Here is a 20965-nt window from a genome sequence, read left to right as displayed (position 1 = left end):
CGAGTCGGACCGTGTGGTGGCTGCGCCGGGACCTGCGCCTCGACGACAACCCGGCCCTGCTCGCCGCGGCCGGGCAGGGCCCGGTGCTGGCACTGTTCGTCCTCGACGAGGCGCTCCGCCGCCCGGCCGGGCCGGTGCGGCTCGCGTTCCTCTACCGCTGCCTGCGGGATCTCGACCGCAGGCTCGCCGGTCGGCTGTGCGTGCGCACCGGCGACCCCGAACAGGTCGTCCCCGCCGTGGCGGGCGAGATCGGTGCCGACGTCGTCCACATCGCGGCCGACCACGGGCCGCACGGGCGTCGCCGCGACGAACAGGTCGCCCGGGCACTGCTCGCAGGCGGACGGGAGCTGCGGCGCACCGGCTCGGCCTACGCTGTCGAGCCCGGCCGGCTGGTCAAGCCGGACGGCTCGCCCTACCGGGTCTTCACCCCCTTCTACCGGGCCTGGAAGGCGCACGGATGGCCCGCGCCGGCCGCACCCGCGCCGACGGAGCCGGACTGGCTTGATCCGGCCTCTCTGAGCGGGGGAAGCGAGGAGATTCCCCCGGACCCCGACCTCGACGGCGTCACGTTGCCCCCGCCGGGTGAGCAGGCCGCACACGACCGCCTGCACGCCTTCCTGCGTGGGCCGCTCGGCGACTACGCGCGGCACCGCGACGAGCCGGCGGCCGACGCCACCTCGCGCCTGTCGCCCTACCTGAAATGGGGCTGCATACATCCGAGAACGGTGCTGGACGGCGTGCGCGCGGCGACGGCTCCCGCGACCGGCGGCGCCACCGACGACGCCACGGACGGCGTAATGGAGTCGGCGGAGAAGTTCCGTAGCGAGATCGCGTGGCGGGAGTTCTACGCGGATGTCCTCGCGGCGAATCCATCCTCAGCACGGAGCGACCTCTCCGACACCCTGGCCCGGATGTCCTATGAACCACCCGGCGAGAGCTTCGAGGCGTGGAAGTGGGGGCGAACCGGATATCCCATCGTCGATGCCGGGATGCGCCAGCTGCTGGCCGAGGGCTGGGTACACAACCGGGTACGGATGATCGAGGCGTCGTTCGTCTGCAAGGACCTCCACGTCCACTGGACGCACGGGGCTCGCTGGTATCTGGAACGGCTGGTGGACGGCGACCTCGCCTCGAACAACCACGGGTGGCAGTGGACGGCCGGCACCGGCACCGACGCGGCGCCGTACTTCCGCGTCTTCAACCCCGTCTCCCAGGGCCGCAGGTTCGATCCCGACGGGGAGTACATCCGGCGCTGGGTGCCCGAGCTGCGCGGTCTGCCCGCCGAGCTGGTCCACGAGCCGTGGAAGTGCCCGGGCGGCCCACCGAACGGGTACCCGGGCCCGATCGTGGACCACGCGGTGGAGCGCCGTGACGCCCTCGCACGGCACGCACAGGCCCGGAACGCGTCGGCCGGTGGGGCATCGGCGCCGAAGCGGATCTGAATCGCCCGGCGCGGCCCGGTGCGGCGGATCGTCGGATGTTTCCTTTATCGGGTTGTTTGGTCTAGTCGCAAGCGGTGGTCGTGTCGGCTATCCGACACCATCTGATTCCCCTGTCCGCAGGTTCACTCGGCCGCGATTGGCCACCCTTGAGGTGGGCAGGGAGGCGGCGGGCTCGACTCCTCGCCCGTCCATCCGGTGGGGAAGTGACGGGCTCCATCGGACGTGGCCGCGTCGGTGCGGGATGTGGAGGGCAGCTCGTGCCGACGCGCCACGGGCACACCCGTCCGCCGGAGCGTCATCGGGGCTGATCCCGACAGAGCGAGTCCGAAACGGAGCGTCCATCCGCGGCACGGCGACAGAATCCCGAACTCGGGAAGCCGTTGCTGTCGGCTGTCGGGCAAGAACCTGAGGATCGTGGTCGTCGGACGACGAAAATCCCATGATCTTCGAGCGGTGACCCCGGGCCGCGCCTCGGGCAACCGTTGCGACCAGACAAGAGTTGAGGATCCCGGTCGTCGGGACGACCAAAATCCCATGATCTTCGAGTAGCGGCGATGCCAGTGCTGGCCTTGGCCTATGGCGCGCCGGCCCGGCGACGGCAGGGTGAGCCTCGGCGTCGACCGGGCATTGGGCGGCGCGGACCGAACATCAGCGTGGATCGGGCCCCGGGCTGATCACGCGGGTAAGGCTGATCAGCCCGGGATCATCCGGGATCAGGCGACGATCTCCACTGGCGTCCCCAGCGGGACGGTCTGTGCCAGCCGGGTGATCGAGTCGTTGCTCAGCCGGATGCAGCCATGGCTGACGTCGCGGCCCAGCGAGCTCGGATCGTTCGTGCCGTGGATCCCGATGACGGGATCGCGGCCGCCGAAGTCTTCCAGGCTGGTGGAGAACCCGCTCAGGCCGAACGCGTACGGCCCGTAGGCACCGTTCGGGTTGCTCGGGCGCAGCAGCTCCATCAGGAAGAAGCGGCCGCCGGGGGTGGGAGTGTCCGAGGTGCCGATGGCCACCTTCTCCTCGGCGATCTTCTGATCGCCGTTGAAGAGGCGCAGCACGTGCGCGCCACGCGCCACCTCGATGCGGTAGGGCGTCTGGCTCGCGGTGACCTGCTCGGCCTTCACCCAGCCGGTGCTTCCGTTGGGCTCGACGGGCAGCAGGACCTGCCACCATCCCGGCATCTTCGCCTGCACGAGGAAGACCCGCGGGGCGCCGTTCTCGTTCGGGTTCGACAGGCTGCGCGTCGGCTTCGCGGCGGTGGGGGCCTGGTAGATGTCGACACTGGCGCCGCTGGCGGTCAGCACGGTGCTCGTGCCCTGGTTGAGCCCGGCGACGGCGGCGAGCTGGCTCTGGACCGCCGCGGGAACCGCGGCCGGCCCGGAAGCCCCGTCATCGCCGCCACAGCCGCTGAGGATCACGCCGCCCAGCACAACGGCCAGTGCCGCCGCCCCTGTCCGTGACAGGGCGCGGCGGCCGGTCGAGCGCTCGGCGAGCGCTTCGTGGTGACGTGTCATCCCGTGTAATACGGCTCGGTGCGCACCGCCGTCGTGGCAGCGGGGGCAGCGATGGGCAGCACGGCGGGCACGGCCGCCGGCGGGTCGGTGCCCTCGCAGTCGGACACCCCGACGGTGGGCAGGGTCACCAGCAGGTAGCCGGTCTCCGCGTCCCACGGGGCCGCGACCACGGCCCCGCCGTGTGAGTCGAGAGTCAGGGTCTCACCGGGGCCGATCTCGGAGATGCCGGCGCCGAGGCTGGTGTCGAACCAGCCGAACCCGAAGGCCCTGTCCTGGGTGTTCTGCAGCGTCCAGTCGGGGCCGTTGGCGCCGCACTTGAAGGTGAGGACGAACGGGTTGGCCTCGAAGTCCTCGATCCCGTCGATTTCCTTGTCCAGCGGCACCTTGAACGGGAGCAGGGACAGGAAGCCGTCGAGGACCGGGTCACCGGTGCCCTCGGTCGGGGTCGACGTGGGTGACGCGCTTTCCGTCGCCGTGGCGCTGGCCGTGGCGTCCGCCGTTGTCTGCGGGGTGTCTGTCGCCGTGGGAGTCGCGGAAACGTCCGGGTCCGGCGTGGCCGACTCGTCCGCCGACGGCGTCTCGGTCGTCTCCGGCGAGGTCAGGTGTGCCTCCGGCTCCGTGGTGGTGGTGGCTTCCACCGTCGGGGAGGCGCTGGGGCTGGTGGACGTCGTCGTCGTGGCTGCCGAGGCCGGTGGGGCGACCGCTATCAGGGCCGCTCCGAGAACGCCGGCCGCCACGGCCCGCATTCTGGTGATCCGCATGAATCCGTCTCCCTACGTTGTGACGGGTCGCCCTTGACACGCGCTGCCGGCGGCCCGTCAAGGTGCCCGACCAGCCGGAGGGCGGCGAGTCGGCGCGGGACGCGGATCAGCGTTTGCTGATCAGGTACGGCTGCAGGCAGAAAGGTACCAATTCCCGCATCGTCACGGGGTGGGCGGGTCCGACGTAGCGGAAACGTTGGGTGTTCATCTGTGTTAAACGCGTCGCGGTGGCAAGGTGTGGGGTCGGTCGTGAACCGTCGATCCGGTGGGTCGGCTCACCTGCCGTTCACCTGCCGGAATCATGTTGTGCATCGGGGCCACCGGCGGTCGGATTCTTCAGCCTGGATCGGTTCGGCGTCAGGGCGCCAACCGTTCGATGATCCAGGTGGGAGCCCGGTCGGGCGCCTGGCTGTGGGTCGTGCCGGGGCTGGCCGCCGGCTCACCCGCAACCGCGGATGCCCCACTTTCTGTGATCATCCGATAGCGCAGGCGATCGTGAAGGCGGTCCGGGCGGCCCTGCCAGAACTCGACCGCGTTCGGTACCAACCGAAGGCCTCCCCAGAACGGGGGGGTCGGCACCGATTCGTTCCCGGGCCATCGGATCTCGAGCTCGGCCAGCCGGTCGGTGAGCACCTCGCGGGAGGAGATCACCTCTGACTGGTGACTCGCCCAGGCGCCGAGCTGGGATCTGCGTGGCCGGGAACGGAAATAGGCCTCGCTCTCCGCACGCGGAACCCGTTCGACGGAGCCCGTCACGATCACCTGCCGTTCCAGCGGATACCACGGGAAGAGGAGGGATCCGTAGGGGTTCGCAGCGGCCTGGCGGGCTTTCGCCGAATGGTAGTTCGTAAAGAGCACGAATCCCTGCTGATCGAATCCCTTCATCAGCACCGTGCGGGAACCGGGACGACCGTCGGCGTCGGCGGTACCGAAGATCATCGCATTTGGCTCGCTGATTCCGGATTCTGGGGCGGAGGCCTCCGCGAACCATTTCCGGAACTGCTCGGTCCAGGTCGCGGCGAGCATGGCCTCGTCGAACCGCCCTGGACGGTAGCTGCGGCGCAGCACCGCGGGATCGGGTGTCGGCGGGTGGAGGTTCACGGTTCGGATCCTGGCAGGCCCTCGGCAATGTGACTGGCATCACCTCGGATGGGCGGGTGGTGGCAGCGGACGCCCTCGCACGCTTGATGACGAAGTGCGGGTGATGTGTGGGCGGGGCGCCGGTGCGTAACGCGACTCATCACTTCCCGCCCAGTGGCGAAACGGCTCTCGACAGGGCAGGATGCAGACGGACGATTACGTCCTTAACGCAGGACCGATGTGGCCACGGACCGATGTGGTGACAGCGCGACCAGTCATCACCAGCGACCACTCATCAGAGCGACCGCGCTCGGCGCGACCATCGGCCGAGCGGCCACTCGCCGAGCGACCGCGGGTCTGGCGACCACATGGTCTGGCGACGGCAGGGAACAACCGCAGGGAACAACCACAGCACCGACGAACTCGACGAGTCGCCGACGGCGGCGGCAACGGGGCCGCGCTGGAACCGGGACGATGCGACGACCGCCAGGTCGGCGCGCGCCGGATCCGGCGATGCGCAGCCGCGGCTGACCGGTCCCGGCAGGGCCCGTCCCACTGTCGGCCGAGACAGAAGCGGAGATCCGGACTCGATGGCCGAGAAGACAAGCGATTTCAAGCCGGGCCTGGAAGGCGTGATCGCCTTTGAGACGGAGATCGCCGAGCCGGACAAGGAAGGCAGCGCGCTGCGCTACCGCGGCGTCGACATCGAGGACCTGGTGGGGAAGGTCGACTACGGCCACGTCTGGGGCCTGCTCGTGGACGGGGCGTTCGAGCCAGGCCTGCCACCGGCCGAGCCCTTCCCGGTACCGGTGCATTCTGGCGATATAAGAGTCGATGTCCAGAGCGCGCTGGCGATGCTCGCGCCCTACTGGGGCTTCGGCCAGCTGATCGACATCACCCCGGCGCAGGCGCGGGACGACCTGGCGCGGGCCTCGGTGGTGGCGCTGTCCTTCGTCGCCCAGTCGGCCCGTGGGCTCGGCCAGCCGGCCGTTCCGCAGCGCGAGGTGGACCGCGCCCGCACGATAACGGAACGGTTCATGATCCGTTGGCGCGGTGAGCCCGACCCCAAGCATGTGCAGGCCGTCGACGCCTACTGGGTGTCCGCCGCCGAGCACGGCATGAACGCCTCCACCTTCACCTCCCGCGTGGTCGCCTCCACCGGGGCCGACGCAGCCGCGGCGCTGTCGGCGGCCGTGGGCGCGCTGTCCGGGCCGCTGCACGGCGGGGCGCCTTCGCGCGTCCTGGCGATGCTGGACGAGGTGGAACGGACGGGTGACCCTGCCGGTTACGTCCGGGCGGCCCTGGACCGCAAGGAGCGCCTGATGGGCTTCGGGCACCGGGTCTACCGGGCCGAGGACCCGCGCGCCCGCGTGCTTCGCCGCACCGCCCGTGACCTGGGCTCGGAGCGCTACGAGGTGGCCGAGGCGCTGGAGGCCGCGGCCATCGAGGAGCTGACCAACCGCTACCCGGACCGCCCACTGCGGACGAACGTCGAGTTCTGGTCGGCCGTGGTGCTGGACTTCGCCGAGGTCCCGGCCCATATGTTCACGTCCATGTTCACCTGCGCCCGTACCGCGGGCTGGAGCGCTCACATCCTGGAGCAGATGCGGACCGGCCGGCTCATCCGCCCGTCCGCCCGCTACGTCGGCCCCGCGCCGAGGCCGCTGGGGGACGTCCATGCCTGACGCCCCGACGATCGTCCTGCCCGACCCGCTGCGTCCGGTCGACGGCCGCTTCGGGTGCGGGCCGTCCAAGGTCCGCACCGAGGCCGTGGAGGCCCTCGCCGCGAGCGGGACCTCGCTGCTCGGCACGTCGCACCGGCAGAAGCCGGTGAAGAACCTGGTCGGCCGGGTCCGGTCCGGGCTCGCCGACCTGTTCTCGGTGCCCGAGGGCTACGAGGTCGTCCTCGGCATCGGCGGCGCCACCGCCTTCTGGGACGCCGCCGCGTTCAACCTGGTGCGGGAACGCTCCCAGCACCTCGTCTTCGGCGAGTTCGGCGGCAAGTTCGCCGACACGACGAAGGGCGCGCCGTTCCTGGGCGACCCGTCGGTCGTGAAGTCGGAGCCGGGCACCCACCCCGACTGGGCGCCCGAAGCGGGTATCGACGTCTACGCGACGCCGCACAACGAGACCTCGACCGGTGTCGCCCGGCCGGTGCGGCGCCCGGTGGGCACCGACGCGGGCGCGCTGCACCTGGTGGACGCGACCTCCGGCGCCGGCGGCCTGCCCGTCGACCTCACCGAGGTGGATGTCTACTACTTCGCGCCGCAGAAGTGCTTCGCCTCCGACGGTGGTCTCTGGGTGGCTCTCATGTCGCCCGCGGCGCTGGGCCGCCTCGGCGAGATCGCGGCCACCGACCGCTGGATCCCGCCGTTCCTGGACCTGACTACGGCGCTGGACAACAGCACCAAGGACCAGACGTACAACACCCCGGCCGTGGCCACCCTGTTCCTGTTCGCCGACCAGCTCGACTGGATGAACGGGCAGGGCGGGCTCGACTGGTGCGTCCGGCGGACCGGTGAGTCCTCCTCGATCCTCTACAACTGGGCCGAGAAGACCGCCTACACGACGCCGTTCGTCGCCGACCCGGCGCAGCGCTCCCAGGTCGTCGTCACGATCGACTTCGAGGGCGTCGACGCCGCCGCGGTGGCCAAGGTGCTGCGCGCCAACGGCGTGGTCGACGTCGAGCCGTACCGCAAGCTGGGCCGTAACCAGCTGCGGGTGGCCTGCTTCCCGGCCATCGAGCCCTCGGACGTCGAGACCCTCACCGGCGCCATCGACTACGTGGTCGAGCGCCTCTGACCAACATGCGACTCGGGCCGGGAGGACGATCTGTCCTCCCGGCCCGATCGTTTGGGACGAACACCCGCGCCCAGCTCTGAAGTACTCGGAAGTCGAGCGCTTCAGAGCCAACCTCCGAGCTCCGCCGCCGCACTCGACAGGATCAGAAACGGTCCCAGGGCGGTCCGTAGACTGTCCTTGATCGCTGGTTGGGCGGTGGAGGTCAGTCCTGGTGGTTCGTTGGTTCAATACCGCCGGGCCGTGCGTGCCGAGGAACCACTACATGATCCCGGCGTCGGCGCGGCTGGCGGAGGTCCCGCGGCTCGTGGCGCGGGAAGGCTACTTCGTCGTACATGCTCCGCGGCAAACGGGCAAGACGACGACACTGCAGGCGCTCGCGGACGAGCTGACCGCCACCGGCCAGTACGCGGCGCTGCTGTTCTCCTGCGAGGCGGGCCGAGCCTGGGGCGACGACATCGGTGCAGCTACCCGCGCCGTTCTCGACCGGATCCGCTCGGGTGCTGAGAGCACGCTGTCCGAGGGCCTGCGACCGCCGCCGTGGCCCGAGGCATCGGAAGGGACCCTTCTCGCCACGGCGCTGACCGCGTGGGCGCGGGCCTGCCCGCGGCCGCTGGTGCTGTTTTTCGACGAGATCGACGCGCTGCAGGGTCGAACCCTGATCAGTTTTCTGAGCCAGCTCCGCGACGGATATCGCGGCCGTCCAACCAATTTTCCGATCTCCGTCGCGCTTTGCGGCCTGCGGGACGTCCGCGACTACAAAGCCGCCTCTGGCGGCGACCCGTCCCGGCTGGGTACGGCCAGCCCGTTCAACATCAAGGTCAAGTCGCTGCGGCTGGGGAACTTCACCGCCGGCGAGGTGCGGGAACTGTACGCCCAGCACACAGCCGACACCGGCCAGGTGTTCACGGCGGAGGCCACGACGCGCGCCTTCGAGCTGACCGCGGGCCAGCCGTGGCTGGTCAACGCGCTCGCGGCCGAGATTGTCGACGAGATGGCGGTCCCGGCGTCCACCCCGATCAGCATCGACCACGTGGAACAGGCGAAGGAGCGGCTCATCGTCGCCCGTGCCACGCATCTCGACTCGCTGGTGGACAAGCTGCGGGAGCCGCGGGTCCAGCGGGTGGTCGAGCCGGTGCTGGCGGGAACGACGTTGCTGCTGGATCCCTACGACGATGACCTCAGCTACACCCGCGATCTCGGGCTCGTGGCCGAGGATCCTCCTGTCCGGATCGCCAACCCGATCTATCGGGAGGTCATACCGCGGGTGCTGGCTGCCGACGTCGCCGCCAATGTCACCGCCGAGCCGCGATCCTTCGTCCTTCCCGACGGACGGCTCGACCTCACCCGGATGCTCGCCGAGTTCGCCGCGTTCTGGCGAGTCAACGGTGATGTCCTGGCTGCCCGGCAGGTCTACCACGAGGCCGCGCCACAGCTGGTGATGATGGCTTTCCTGCAGCGTCTCATCAACGGCGGCGGCTTCGTGGAGCGTGAGTACGGTGTCGGCCGCGGCCGCATCGACCTGCTCATCCGCTGGCCGTATCGCGATCCTGGCGGGCGGCGCGCCTGGCAGCTCGAAGGGCTTGAGCTCAAGGTCCGTGCCGCGGGCGACCCCGACCCGCTGGCGGAAGGGCTGGGCCAGCTCGACGCCTACCTGGATCGTCTCGGCCTGCTCGGCGGCACCCTGGCCATCTTTGACCGCCGTCCGGCCGCGCCGGCCATCCACGAGCGCACCAGCATCGGCACGGCCAGCAGCCCCGCCGGCCGCACCATCACCCTCCTGCGAGGCTGACGGAGGCGGCTTGCCGGCTGCAGCGCCGCCGGCCAGCCGTCGAAGGCTGGAAACACGACGACCGCCGGTCGGCGGCAGCCGGCGGCGGTCGTCTCAGGTGGGTGTCTCAGGCCCGCCGCGGATCGGTGCGGCGGGCGGACTCCCTGGGGGCTCAGCGCAGCGGGCGCACCGGGGCGGCCTGCGCGGCCTGGGCGGCGATCGGGTCCGTCTCGGCGGCGGCCGCGGCCGACCGGACGTCCATCGGAACGTAGGGACGCTGGTCGTAGCCGACGTACAGCTGACGTGGGCGGGCGATCTTCTGCTCGGGGTCGAGCAGGCCCTCCTCCCACTGGGCCAGCCAGCCCGGCATCCGGCCGATCGCGAACAGCACCGGGAACATCTCCACCGGGATACCCATGGCCTGGTAGATGATGCCGGTGTAGAAGTCGACGTTCGGGTAGAGCTTGCGGGAGATGAAGTACTCGTCCTCCAGCGCCACCCGCTCGAGCTCCATCGCGAGGTCGAGCAGCGGGTTGGTGCCGGTGACCTTGAAGACCTCGTCGGCGACCTGGCGGATCACCCGGGCCCGCGGGTCGTAGTTCTTGTAGACCCGGTGGCCGAAGCCCATGAGCTTCTTCTTGCCGTCCTTCACCTGGGCGATGAAGGCGGGGATGTTCTCCACCGAGCCGATGTCGGCGAGCATGCGCAGCACCTGCTCGTTGGCGCCACCGTGCAGCGGGCCGTAGAGCGCGGCGATCGCCGCGGCGGCGGCGGAGAACGGGTCGGCCTGGGAGCTGCCGACGGCACGCATCGCGTTCGCGGAGCAGTTCTGCTCGTGGTCGGCGTGCAGGATGAACAGCACGTCGAGCGCGTGCTCGAGGTTCGGGTCCGGCTCGTACTTGAGCTCGGTGGCCTTCCACATCATGTTGAGGAAGTTGCCGGCGTACGAAAGATCGTTGTCCGGGTAGACATACGGGAAGCCCACGGAGTGGCGGTAGGAGAACGCCGCCAGCGTGGTGATCTTCGCGATGAGCCGGACGATCTGCAGCCGCCGCAGACCGGGGTCGTCGATCGTCTTGGCGTCCGGGTAGAAGGTCGACAGCGCGCCGACGGTCGATACCAGCATGCCCATCGGGTGGGCGTCGTGGTGGAAGCCGTCGATGAACTTCTTGATCGACTCATGCACCAGGGTGTGGTGCGTGATCTCGTCTTCCCAGGTGTAGAGCTCATCCGAGGTCGGAAGCTCGCCCGCGAGAAGCAGGTAGGCAACCTCGAGGAAGCTGCTCTTCTCGGCCAGTTCCTGGATCGGGTATCCGCGGTAGCGCAGGATGCCGGCATCACCGTCGATATAGGTGATCGCGCTGCGGCAGCTCGCCGTGTTGGTGAACGCGGGGTCGTATGCCATCAGGCCGAAGTCGTCGTCGTCGACCTTGATGGTACGGAACGCACTTGAGCGGATCGTGCCGTCGGTAATCGGCACCTCGTACGTCCGACCGGTGCGGTTGTCAGTGACGGTCAGGGTACTGACCTGCTCGGACACGCCGGGCTCCTCTCGCCATGGCACTGCCGGGTGACGGCGTCGGCCACCTCCGGGCGCGCGCCCGGTTCGGAGCGCTCTCGCCGGTTCACTGGTTCGGTTCGGTTGTCCCCAAGTCTCGCGGTTCGAGCCACCACATGCGCGTGATCGGTGGCGTCTATCCCACGTGTGCTCTGCCACCCTGTATGCCGCCGAGCTGCGGGTGGCGCCAGGGCTGGTGCAGCTGGTAATGAACTGACCGATTTGGGTATCTACGGGCGGTTGGGTCGTCACGCCTTGCGGCTGTGTGGGGTGTGCGTCGTTCTGCCTGAATCCGCAGGTGGCCGGGATCAAGCGAGATAACTCACACGGCCGGGTGTGGTGCGCAGCGCACTGTCTGGTCAACGGTGTGCTATCGAAAGTTCACAATGCGGCGTGTACGTCAGGTCCGTGGCCGTGGTTGTGGGTGCCGTGGTTCTGGCGCGTCGCCGTCGCCGTTCCGGCCGGACTGTTGGACGGCGGGCCCGTGGGGTGGGCTGGCGCCGAGGGGATCCACCCCCACGCCGGAGCCACCCCGCATGCCGGCCCCACCCGCTGCCGGTCTCGCCCGCCACCGCCCGTACAGCCGGCTCGACCCGTCTGCCGGTGTCTCCTGCTCTGCCGGGTGCCTACCGGCCGGGAGATCCGCCCGGTGCGGCGATGGAGGCGGTGTCACCCGCCGACCGAAGCCAGGCGAGGACGGCCAGGACTCGCCGGTTGTCGTCGCCGGACGCGGGCATCCCGAGTTTCGAGAACACACTGGCGACGTGGTTTTCGACTGTTTTGGGGGCAAGGTGCAGTTTCCCGGCAATACCGGCATTGGAGCGGCCTTCTGCCATTTCCCGCAGAACGGCGCGCTCCCTCTCGGTAAGCCGGTCGAGCGCCTCGGCACGCCGCCGGTGCGCCAGCAGCCCCGCGATGATGTCCTCGTCGACGACGAGGCGGCCGGCCGCGATGCGGCGCACGCCGTCCAGCAGCCCGTTGAGATCGGCGACCCGGTCCTTGAGCAGGTAGCCCATCCCGCCCCGGCCGTCACCGAGCAGGCGCACCGCGTAGTGGACGTCCGAGTAGGTGGACAGGACGAGCACGCCGACCGCCGGATGCTGGGCGCGGATCAGCTCCGCGCAGACGAGGCCCTCGTCGGTGAACGTCGGCGGCATCCGCATGTCGAGGATGACGACATCGGGCTGCGCGTCCGCGAGCTGGGCGTCCTTGAGGTGGGCGAGGATCCCGCGCGGCTCGGAGGCCTGTGCCGTCACCTCGACACCGGCCGAGGCCAGCAGCATCGCGAGGCCCTCCCGGAACAGTGTTGAGTCGTCCGCGATAGCTACCCGCATGTCGCCCCGATCAAGGTCGCGCCTGGTTGTCCGTGGGTCTGGTTGTCCGTGGTCCTGGTCATCGCATCAGTGGCATTACAGCAGTGGCATTACGGCGGTGGCATTACGGCGGTGGCATCACATCAGTGGGTTGTGGCCGGGATTACCGCGGTCAGCCGGGTGCCGGAATGCGGCGGGCTGGACAGCATGATTTCCCCGCCGAGCGCGCGGACACGCTCACCCAGGCCGGCGATGCCGCCGCTTTCGCTTATCACGGCTCCGCCTTTGCCGTCGTCGGCGACCTGAACCAGGAGCCGGTCACCGGACATTCGCACCGTAACCTGCGCATGGGTGGCTTCGGCGTGTTTGACGGTATTCGCCAGCGCTTCGCTCACGGTGTAGTACGCAGTGGTCTCCAACACGGTGTCGAAACGCTGGTCCGGGACTCGAAGATCGACCACCAGGGGCAGCGGGCCCGCGATGTCCTCCAACGCGGCCTTCAGCCCCCGATCCCGCAGGATCGGCGGATGGATTCCGCGGGCCAGTCCGCGCAGCTCCTCCAGCGCGGCCCGGAGATCGGCGGATGCGGCCGCCAGCGCGGTGGCCGTGGCCTCGTCTGTTGCCTGTGCCTGGGCGAGCCCCAGGCGGGCGGCGAGGGCCAGCAGGCGCTGCTGGGCGCCGTCGTGCAGGTCCCGCTCGATTCGGCGGCGCTCGGCCAGACCGACCTCGATGAGCTGCGTTCGGGTGGTCCGCACCGCGTCGAGCTGGGAGGCGATCATGGCGTGAAGTTGTGCGTTCTCCAGCACGATGGCGCTGGCGTTCAGCGCGACGTCCACCAGGTCGCGGTCGCGCTCCAGCGATGACCGGGCGGACAGCACCGCCAGCGGCGCGCCCGAGGTGGTGCGGACGGGCAGCGTGAGCAGCGTGTCGTCGGTTGCCGGTGGGATGGCCGGCCGGCCGTCGCTGTCGATGTGCACACCTCGCTCGGGTACCCACAGGTAGATCTGCGCGCTCTCGTCGCCCAGTGCCGCGCGCAGCACCTCACGCACCGCCCTCGGCGTCGGTGGGGTGCTCAGTGTGCTCAGGAGCTGGGCGATGCGGCCACGGGCCAGGTGACGGCGCGCCGCGGCGGTGGCGAACGACGCCGGAATGGCGAACAGGGTCGCGGCCATCGGTATGAAGATCGGGTCGATGGCCCCGCCCTGGGGGTAGTAGACGAACAGGTTCACCACGGAGGCCATCACGAAGGCGGCGAGCAGGCCCAGCGAGACCGGGCCGAGGGTGCGCCGCTCCAGCGCCGACGCCCGTCGGTAGCGGCGTCCGATGACCAGCCCGAAGGCGACGACGAGAGCGATGGTCAGGCCGTCGAGGATGTTGACGACCAGCTCGAAGACGCCCGGCTCGATCGCGGACCCGTACCACCACACGTCCGGCCGGTAGCCCAGGGTCTCCGGCCGGCACAGCCCGATCAGAACCAGGTTGCCGACGGGGATGACCGCGACGGCGACGGCCACCATCAGATGGTCGACGGACCCGACGAGGCGCCCGTGCGGGTAGCGGAGCACACCCCAGCCGAGGCAGACCCAGAAATGGGTGTAGGCGAACGAGGAGATCACGGCGCTCGGGCCGTGTTCCCAGGTGGCGGTCCAGCTCACCGCCCACAGCAGGCCGCCCAGAACGAACGCCCAGCTCACGCTGCTGAGTGCGTCCTCGTCGAGGAGCAGCAGGCCGGTGAGGACGAAGGTGAGGACGACGAGCACGTTCAGCGTCGCCGGAAACGGCGTCCTGGCCCAGGCGGGCCATTGCGCCGCGATCGCGAGCAACGACGTCACCAGGCCGGCCGTCACCAGGGAAACGAGCCGGTGCCGGGTGACGGCGCTGGTCAGCAACCGGGCAAGCCGCTGGTCGGGTGCCTGGGACGCCGGAGTGCCGGCTGTGGCTGTGGACGTCCTACCTGGCGACAGGTTGGGGGCCGGCACGTCAACGTCTCGCCGGGCGTGACGATCTCACCCGGTAAGGGTGACACACCGGTCATGTCCGGCTGGGTGTTACCCCCCAGAGGCCGGGGTGGAAAGTACCCCGAAAACGTGGAGCTGTCCCGGAAGCGAGGAACGACGGCTCCGGTGAATAGTGGATGCGGCCCTCCCGCACCGAAGTTCGGTCGCGGGCAGCTGGCCCGGGTCGGTCGGGAGCCGGACGCTACCGGGGGGTGGCCGGCTCCCGGCGCCCGTCACGGACCCGCTCCGGCCGCGCTGCGACGGGTCCCGCAGTTCTTGAACATTAGCGACGCTAACCAGTACTTTCGGGGAATGGACAACGTAGGCGTGGCAGAGCTTGCCTCCACCCTGCGTATGTCCGTGATGCGGTTGTCGCGGCGAATGCGCCAGGAACGTTCGAGCACCCTGACACCGACCCAGGTCGCGACCCTCGCCACCCTCGCGCGGCACGGCCCGATGACACTCGGCGAGATCGCGGCGTACGAGCGCGTGCAGCCACCGTCGATGACCCGCGTGATCACGCTCCTGGCCGAGGCCGGGCTCGTCAACCGGGGCCAGCACCCCTCCGACGGACGTCAGGTGATCGCCGAGGTCACCGAGGCGGGCCGGGAACTGCTCGCCGCGGACCGCCGCCGCCGGGACGAGTGGCTGGCCGAGCACCTCGAGGACCTCGCACCGGACGAGGTCGACGCGCTGAAGGCCGCCGCTCCCATCCTTGACCGCCTCGCCGGCCTCTGAAGCAGCTCAAAGCTCCACCCATCCGCCACGCTTACGGGACGCGGAGGCCGCCACCTGAAGCCGGCTGGCGGTGAGCAGATCGTGGAAGGTGGCGCCGCGCACCAGCGCCGGATCGTTGAGCTCCGCGGCACGCACGACGTCATAGGTCGCCTCGACCAGGCCGGGCCGCTCGGCGGGAACCGTCGGCATCCACAGGTCCCGGACGCCGGTGCTGTCCTGGCGGCGCACCCGCCGGCCCTGCACGACCATCCGGCCGACATCGCCGCAGACCGTGACGACGGCGGTGGTGATCTCGCCGCTCATGCGCTCGTTGATGAGGATCGTCGTCCCGTTGGCCGCGAGCAGCGCCAGGGTCACCGGGGCGTCCGGGGTGAGGGCGGTCGCGGGCATGCTGCCCGGATCCGCGCACACGGCGACGATCTCGCCGCACCAGCGCAGGGCGAGATCGATCATCTCGGCGCGACCGACCGGGCCGGCGGGTGCCCCGACCACCGTGATCTGGCTGAGCCGCCCGAGCGAGTGGACGGATGCCTGGACGTGCCACGCCGCCGGCCAGGCCCGGCCGTCCAACGCGACGACGTGCGCCAGATCGGCGTCCTCCGCGATGTCGGCGACGGCGCGCAGCGACTCCGCCTCGGCGGTGGCGGGCTTGGCGAGCAGGACATGCAGGCCTGCTTCGGCGGCGCGGCGGGCCACGATGTCCGACGCCGGCGGGGCCATCTCGACGCAGACCGCCTCGATGTCGTCCGACAGCAGGGCGATCAGATCGCTGTAGGCGCGGGGTGCTCCGGCCTCGGCCGCCCAGGCCAGTGATTCCAACGGTTCCGGGGCCAGCAGACCGACGACGTCGACGCCCGCGTCGCGCAGGACATCCGCCGTGGAGAGCTCCGAACCGTCAGTAACAAGGGCCATCGCGACCGGGAGATCGGGCTCGTCGCGCCGTGCGGCGCGACGGTCGGAACGCCAGGCCCGGGACAGACCGGGATCGCGGGGTGCCACCAGTTCGGGGACCGTCGTCACAGCTCCGATAGTGCATCCGAACACCACCCGAGGGTGGGCGGTCGGGCCGATCCCGTCGTCAGACCACCCACTCGAACCAGCCCGCCGTGACCAGACCTCGTCACGCCCTACGGGGGTGCCCGATCGGGCCGGACGTGGCGGGTACGGGCTCTGGCGGCGCGGCGGCGCGGGCTGGCGGCGCGGGCTGGCGGCGCGGCGCGGTGTTGAGTGTTCCCGATGAGGTACTTCGTCGCGCTGCTGCCACCACCGGAGGTCGTCGACGGCCTGGCGGCGGCGATCGCCAGGGTGAGCGGGCGGCCGGAGCCGCGGCTGCGCTGGAGCAGCCCGCCGCAGTGGCACGTGACGCTGGCCTTCCTGGGCCCCGTCGACCCGGCCGTGCGTCCAGCGCTCGCCGAGCGGCTCGGGCGCGTCGCCCGTCGTCACCCACCGGTCGAGGTGCGGCTGGACGGCGCTGGCCACTTCGGCGGGCGGGTGCTCTGGGCCCGCGTCAATGGTGATCTCGGGCCGTTGGCCACCGGGGTGCGCCGGGCGGCGGCCAGAGCCGGTGCGGACCACGGTGATGACCGCCCGTTCCGGGCCCACCTCACCCTGGCCCGGGTACCGGCCGGTACCAGCCCGGACCTGCGGGAGGTGGTCCGGGAGCTCGACGAGGCCATCGCGGGATCGTCCTGGTCCGCGGGAGCGATCACGCTGATGAGCAGCGACGGTGGGCCGGCCCCCACCTACCGGGTCGAGAGTGAATGGGAGCTGAGGGGCTCCGCGGCGTCCCGGTAGCGGTAGCCGACTCGCCGGACTGTCTCGATGCGGTCCCGGTGGCCCCGGCCGAGCTTGCGCCGCAGACGGGTGATCATGACGTCGACGGTGCGCGGCGCGGAGGCGCCGAGCGCGTCCGGATCCTGGTGCCACACCTCGCGCAGGAGCTTCTCGCGGCTGTGCACCCGCCCCGGATGGCGCACGAGGTAGTCGAGGACCTCGAACTCCAGGTAGGTGAGGTCGATCGGCTGCCCGTCGACCAGGACCTGCCAGGCGACGCGGTCGATGTCCACGTCACCTCCCACGGTCGTTCTCTCGACGAAACCGGCGTAGGCAGTCACGGACGCCTCCAGGGAGATCAGCGAAACACAACGAACGGCACGGTCGGGAGCATGGTGGGCTCCTGCCCGGGCGCGCGCCCGGGCGAAGATCATCTATGTGGTCGCGTCGGCCGGTGGGGATCCGTCCGCAACCTCAGGGGTTGCGACCGGACGATCAGCTGCGGCCCGACGGCCAGGGAGCGCCTGCGGTGGCGGCGGGCATGGCTGGCCGCGCCTGCCGCGTGGCGTGCTGCCGCGTGACGCGCTGCCGCGGGGAGTGCCGGCCGGCGTCCGGCGTCCGGACCCGGCACGGCGATCGCGGAGCCGGGGGCGCTCACCGCGCGACAGTCACCGCGCGCGGGACGTCGACTGCGGTGTCAGGTGGCCGAACAGGCGGCGGAGGCGACCCGCAACAGGTCGATGTGCCCCCGCTTGACGAGGTAGGTCGGCTTCAACACAGCAGCAACGGAAACACGTACAGCGATACCCGGCCAATAAAATTACAGTGTGATCTGACTCACTTTATCACTTCTTGACTGAACAAAGACCTGCTCGCACAGTTTTGGACGTGGCCGCTCGCGTACTCTCCAATGACCGAGCGCTGCCGGCCCACCGTGCGTGGTTGGCTTTCTGGTTCGTGTCCCGCCCGCTGCTCACGCGCCGGCGCTGTGTCGACTACGGCCGCGTCACCCGGTGCCGCTGTAGCCGGTGCGTCCGCTGACGGAGCGGATTCCGTGGGCCCGCCGCCGCGATGATCGCGGCACCGTGTCAGTACCAGGGCCCAGGTCCGAGCTTCGTCGTGCGTTCCCGTCTCACGTCAGTCCCTGCCTCGCCACAACCGATCGGCCTCACCGTCGGTGCACGCGTCAAGGGGAATCCGTCAGGGCTCGTGGCCGCGAACGCGGTCTGAGCAGGTCCGAGGCCGCAGCGCCGGCGCTCGACCAGACCGGAAGGCCGATCATGATCCAGTCCTCACGCCCGGTGCCGCCGTCCACGTCGCACACGCTGCAGCGCACGCAGTCAGACACTCCGTCCGGGCTGCTTGTACGGCCCCGCCTGGTCGTCCTCAGCGGTAGTCCGCGGACGGGCTCCCGAACGCTCGCCGTCGCGCGCGGTCTCGTCGAGCGGATCACGGAGGATCTGCCGGCCGCCAGTGTCGAGATCATCGATCTCGCGGAGCTGGCCCGGCACCTCTTCGACGGTGACAGCCGGGTCGCCGCCGCGGCCAGGACGGTGGCCGCGGCCGACCTGCTGATCGTCGCCTCGCCCGTCTACAAGGGCAGCTACACGGGCCTGCTCAAGGTCTTCCTGGACCTGCTGCCGGGCGGTGCGCTGCGGGGAGTCACCGCCATCCCGCTGGTCCTGTCGGCGGCGCCAGATCACTCCTTCGCGGGCGAGGCCTATCTGCGCCCGGTCCTCGTCGAGCTCGGCGCCGCGGTGCCGGCGCGCTCCTTCGCCGTGATCGAGGAGCAGATCCCCGACCTGGACGTCGTTTTCGACTCCTGGGTGGTCTCCTACGTGTCCGCGCTGCGGGCCAGCGTGGCGGCGAACGCGGGGGCGGCCCGTCCAGCCCACGCTGCCGAGGATGACCGCCCCGCCCACGCCGAGGCGGCGCCATCGCCCGTGCCGTCGGACGCGGTGCGGTCGGATGCGGTGCGGTCGGATGCGGTGCGGTCGGACGCGGTGCGGTCGGACGCGGTGCGGTCCGACGCGGTGCGGTCCGACACGACTCGGACGGAGCCGGCCCGGCCTGTTCCCGCCGTTCTCGCGCCGGCGGCGTCCGCGGTGCCGGTGACCGGATCCGGATCCGGGGCCTCGTCATCCGGTTCATCCGGGGTGGCGGTCGGGGTCAGGACCGCTCTGCGCGTCGGTCTGGCCGGGGCAGTCCTGTGACGTCCACCGCCCTCGGTGCCGAGTCCGAGCTGATCGACCCGGCCGCGCTGCGCCGTGTCTTCCGCGGGCACGCGGCCGGGGTGGCCATCGTGACGATGCCCGGCCCGCACGGGCCGGTCGGTTTCACCGCCACCTCGGTCGCGTCGCTCTCGGCGGACCCGCCGCTGCTGTCGTTCTCGGTGGCGATCACGTCGTCGTGCACGCCGGCCCTGGCCGCCGCCACGGGTCTCGTGGTCCATTTGTTGTCCGACGATCAGGAGGAGCTGGCGGCCCGGTTCGCGACTCCTGGGATCGACCGGTTCGCGGAGCCGACTCGCTGGCGGACACTTCCCACCGGCGAGCCGCTGCTCGCCGACGCGGCCGTCTGGCTGCGGACGCGGATCCGCTCCCGGCTGATCGCGGGCGACCATCATCTGGTGATCGCCGAGATCGCCGAGACGCGGGTCGACTCCGCGGCCGGCCTGCTCGCTCCGCTCGTCTACCACAACGGCCGCTACGGCACAGTGACGGCGGGACGACCGCGTACCTAGCCGGCGACGGGTACCGGGGGGCTGGCAGCGAGGTCTGGCACCGGAAGCCGGTGGATTCAGTGCGAAGCTTCGGGCTGCCGCCGGATTGCCGCTGCCGAGCAGCCGTTGAGGGCGTTGGTCGCTGGGATGACCAACGCGCTCACTGCTACGTATGCCCGGCCCGGGCGCCAGCCGTGCTGTTTGCCGACGGCCAGGTCGCGACGCCTACCGAGGTGTACGACGTCGCCGCCCTCGTCCGCCTCGCCGGCCACCAGAAGTCGTGATCAGCGGAAATGATCGGTGGTGAGGAAGCGCCGAGGCGTCGTACCGGCATCGGGTCGTTCGCACTTTCCAAGTTCGTCAATGGGTAATAGGGAGATATGCTCCTGGTCTGCATGTGAAATCATGCTCCGGGGGAGGAGGCGGGGTGGGTCTGCCTGATTTCGCCGTCATCGGTGCCCCCGATGCCGGCACCTCCGGTCTGCACGCGGCGCTGGCCCGTCACCCCGGTCTGGTGATGTCCCGGCCGGCCGAACCCGGCTTCTTCCTTGCGGCCGGAGTGCGTCCCACCGCTGCCGGCCCGGCGACTTCGGCGGTTGGGGATGTCCCTGATCCGATGGGCGAGGAACCGTTCGTCTGGTGCCGGTCGGACTACGAGGAGCTGTTTCCGGGAAGCGACCGGCGGCCCCGAGGAGAATGCACTCCCTACTACCTGGCGAACTTCCCGGCGCAGCGGCGCATGCACGAGCTGCTGCCCTACCTCCGGATGGTCGTCGTGCTGCGGGACCCGGTCGAGCGGGCCTACGCGAACTGGTCCGCGCAGCGCCGGGCCGGTCTGGAGCACCTGCCGACGCTGATCGAGGCGCTCGACGCGGAGGCGGCGCGCCGGGCCGCAGGATGGCGGCGCCGGTGGTGGTACGCGGAACACGGCCGCTATGGCATCGCGTTGCAGCGCCTTTACACCCTGTTCCCGCCCAGCCAGGTTTTGCTGGTTCGATATCGGGACCTGGTCACCCAGCCCGAATCCGTGTTGGGCGAGGTCTTTTCCTTCGTCGGCGCGGTCGATCCCGGCGCCCCGCCCCGCGGCGTCGACCGCATGTTTCCGCCGGCGGTGACCCATGCCGGGGGAGTCCGGATCCGGGCCGCCGGTCCCGCCAGCGCCGATGCGATGGCCGCGGCGCTGACCACGCTGCGCGCGCAGTTGCTACCGGGCCCGCCGTTGCCACCCGGCCTGCGTGCGCGGGTCATCGACCGCTACGTCGACGACATCGCCCTGCTCGCCCGGGTGACGGGCCGATCCTTCGACGAGTGGCTTGAGCGTGGCGACTGCGCGCTGGAGACACACCGCTGACGCCAGGGGCGTTCCTTCGGGTAGCCCGGTTTGGCGAGTCGCAAGAGTGAAGGATTCTGGTCGTTCCGACGACCAAAATCCTTGCTTCTTGCGGGTCGCCAGATGAATCTGTGCCCTTTTTGTCCCTCTTGGGGTGAGTCGCTGGTGCT

The 20965-nt window shown here is 70.5% G+C and carries 18 protein-coding genes; 9 read left to right on the top strand and 9 right to left on the bottom strand.

All coding sequences use genetic code 11. The features are described from left to right. The first annotated feature begins 11 nt into the window (after positions 1 to 11). Positions 12 to 1442 carry a cryptochrome/photolyase family protein gene (locus AWX74_RS18570; protein ID WP_207550367.1) on the top strand — a complete coding sequence of 477 codons (1431 nt, stop codon included), beginning with the start codon at positions 12 to 14 and terminating at the stop codon, positions 1440 to 1442. Between the two features lie 713 nt (positions 1443 to 2155). Here the strand turns inward: AWX74_RS18570 and AWX74_RS18565 are convergent. From AWX74_RS18565 to pdxH, 3 genes are all read right to left on the bottom strand, one after another. Then, a complete protein-coding gene (locus AWX74_RS18565; RefSeq protein ID WP_091278321.1) occupies positions 2156 to 2953 on the bottom strand; it encodes a L,D-transpeptidase in 798 nt (265 codons plus the stop codon). Next, positions 2950 to 3714 carry a hypothetical protein gene (locus AWX74_RS18560; protein ID WP_091278319.1) on the bottom strand — a complete coding sequence of 255 codons (765 nt, stop codon included), beginning with the start codon at positions 3712 to 3714 and terminating at the stop codon, positions 2950 to 2952. Before AWX74_RS18560 ends, AWX74_RS18565 begins: the two co-directional genes overlap by 4 nt. 357 nt (positions 3715 to 4071) lie before the next feature. Beyond that, a complete protein-coding gene (pdxH, locus tag AWX74_RS18555; protein WP_091278317.1) occupies positions 4072 to 4815 on the bottom strand; it encodes a pyridoxamine 5'-phosphate oxidase in 744 nt (247 codons plus the stop codon). 569 nt (positions 4816 to 5384) lie between these two features. Here pdxH and AWX74_RS18550 point away from each other — a divergent pair. The 3 genes from AWX74_RS18550 (at position 5385) to AWX74_RS18540 (ending at position 9385) form a co-directional block, all read left to right on the top strand. After that, positions 5385 to 6479 carry a citrate synthase 2 gene (locus tag AWX74_RS18550; protein ID WP_006543712.1) on the top strand — a complete coding sequence of 365 codons (1095 nt, stop codon included), beginning with the start codon at positions 5385 to 5387 and terminating at the stop codon, positions 6477 to 6479. After that, positions 6472 to 7596, top strand: a complete 1125-nt coding sequence (gene serC, locus AWX74_RS18545; protein ID WP_091278315.1) for a phosphoserine transaminase — start codon at positions 6472 to 6474, stop codon at positions 7594 to 7596. The genes AWX74_RS18550 and serC overlap by 8 nt, the downstream gene beginning before the upstream one ends. Before the next feature lie 262 nt (positions 7597 to 7858). Beyond that, a complete protein-coding gene (locus AWX74_RS18540; RefSeq protein WP_226931153.1) occupies positions 7859 to 9385 on the top strand; it encodes an ATP-binding protein in 1527 nt (508 codons plus the stop codon). 151 nt (positions 9386 to 9536) lie between these two features. Here the strand turns inward: AWX74_RS18540 and AWX74_RS18535 are convergent, their stop codons facing one another. From AWX74_RS18535 to AWX74_RS18525, 3 genes are all read right to left on the bottom strand, one after another. Then, on the bottom strand, positions 9537 to 10904 hold the full coding sequence (locus AWX74_RS18535; protein ID WP_076830061.1) for a citrate synthase: 1368 nt from the start codon (positions 10902 to 10904) through the stop codon (positions 9537 to 9539). A 644-nt stretch (positions 10905 to 11548) separates the two neighbouring features. After that, on the bottom strand, positions 11549 to 12256 hold the full coding sequence (locus AWX74_RS18530; RefSeq protein ID WP_091278311.1) for a response regulator transcription factor: 708 nt from the start codon (positions 12254 to 12256) through the stop codon (positions 11549 to 11551). Positions 12257 to 12378: 122 nt separating this feature from the next. Then, positions 12379 to 14214 carry a sensor histidine kinase gene (locus AWX74_RS18525; protein WP_091278308.1) on the bottom strand — a complete coding sequence of 612 codons (1836 nt, stop codon included), beginning with the start codon at positions 14212 to 14214 and terminating at the stop codon, positions 12379 to 12381. A gap of 330 nt (positions 14215 to 14544) precedes the next feature. Here AWX74_RS18525 and AWX74_RS18520 point away from each other — a divergent pair, with 330 nt between their 5' ends. Further along, positions 14545 to 14970, top strand: a complete 426-nt coding sequence (locus AWX74_RS18520; RefSeq protein WP_006543719.1) for a MarR family transcriptional regulator — start codon at positions 14545 to 14547, stop codon at positions 14968 to 14970. Positions 14971 to 14976: 6 nt separating this feature from the next. Here the strand turns inward: AWX74_RS18520 and AWX74_RS18515 are convergent, their stop codons facing one another. Further along, the gene (locus AWX74_RS18515; RefSeq protein ID WP_091278306.1) at positions 14977 to 15990 is read right to left on the bottom strand and encodes a Gfo/Idh/MocA family oxidoreductase; all 1014 of its coding nucleotides are present in this window, start codon (positions 15988 to 15990) and stop codon (positions 14977 to 14979) included. 216 nt (positions 15991 to 16206) lie between these two features. Between AWX74_RS18515 and thpR the strand changes: the two genes are divergently transcribed. Beyond that, positions 16207 to 16764, top strand: a complete 558-nt coding sequence (gene thpR / locus AWX74_RS18510; RefSeq protein ID WP_091278304.1) for an RNA 2',3'-cyclic phosphodiesterase — start codon at positions 16207 to 16209, stop codon at positions 16762 to 16764. Here the strand turns inward: thpR and AWX74_RS18505 are convergent. Both AWX74_RS18505 and AWX74_RS42555 read right to left on the bottom strand, forming a co-directional pair. Further along, positions 16713 to 17084 carry a winged helix-turn-helix domain-containing protein gene (locus AWX74_RS18505; RefSeq protein WP_054569134.1) on the bottom strand — a complete coding sequence of 124 codons (372 nt, stop codon included), beginning with the start codon at positions 17082 to 17084 and terminating at the stop codon, positions 16713 to 16715. The two genes, thpR and AWX74_RS18505, sit on opposite strands and share 52 nt — an antisense overlap. A 356-nt stretch (positions 17085 to 17440) precedes the next feature. Further along, complete coding sequence (locus AWX74_RS42555; protein ID WP_369809833.1) at positions 17441 to 17521, bottom strand: putative leader peptide; 81 nt, start codon at positions 17519 to 17521, stop codon at positions 17441 to 17443. 502 nt (positions 17522 to 18023) lie between these two features. On the opposite strand from AWX74_RS42555, the gene AWX74_RS40775 reads away from it, so the two are divergent. The 3 genes from AWX74_RS40775 (at position 18024) to AWX74_RS18490 (ending at position 20816) form a co-directional block, all read left to right on the top strand. After that, a complete protein-coding gene (locus AWX74_RS40775) occupies positions 18024 to 18956 on the top strand; it encodes an NADPH-dependent FMN reductase (protein WP_091278302.1) in 933 nt (310 codons plus the stop codon). Continuing rightward, complete coding sequence (locus AWX74_RS18495) at positions 18953 to 19486, top strand: flavin reductase family protein (RefSeq protein ID WP_091278300.1); 534 nt, start codon at positions 18953 to 18955, stop codon at positions 19484 to 19486. The genes AWX74_RS40775 and AWX74_RS18495 overlap by 4 nt, the downstream gene beginning before the upstream one ends. A gap of 406 nt (positions 19487 to 19892) precedes the next feature. Further along, positions 19893 to 20816: a sulfotransferase gene (locus AWX74_RS18490; protein ID WP_091278298.1), complete on the top strand. Its 924-nt coding sequence runs from the start codon at positions 19893 to 19895 to the stop codon at positions 20814 to 20816. Positions 20817 to 20965: the final 149 nt, after the last annotated feature.

This window comes from Parafrankia irregularis (assembly GCF_001536285.1).
Classification (GTDB): domain Bacteria; phylum Actinomycetota; class Actinomycetes; order Frankiales; family Frankiaceae; genus Parafrankia; species Parafrankia irregularis.
Note: the sequence above shows the minus strand (reverse complement) of the source record. Positions and strands in the feature narration are given on the sequence as shown.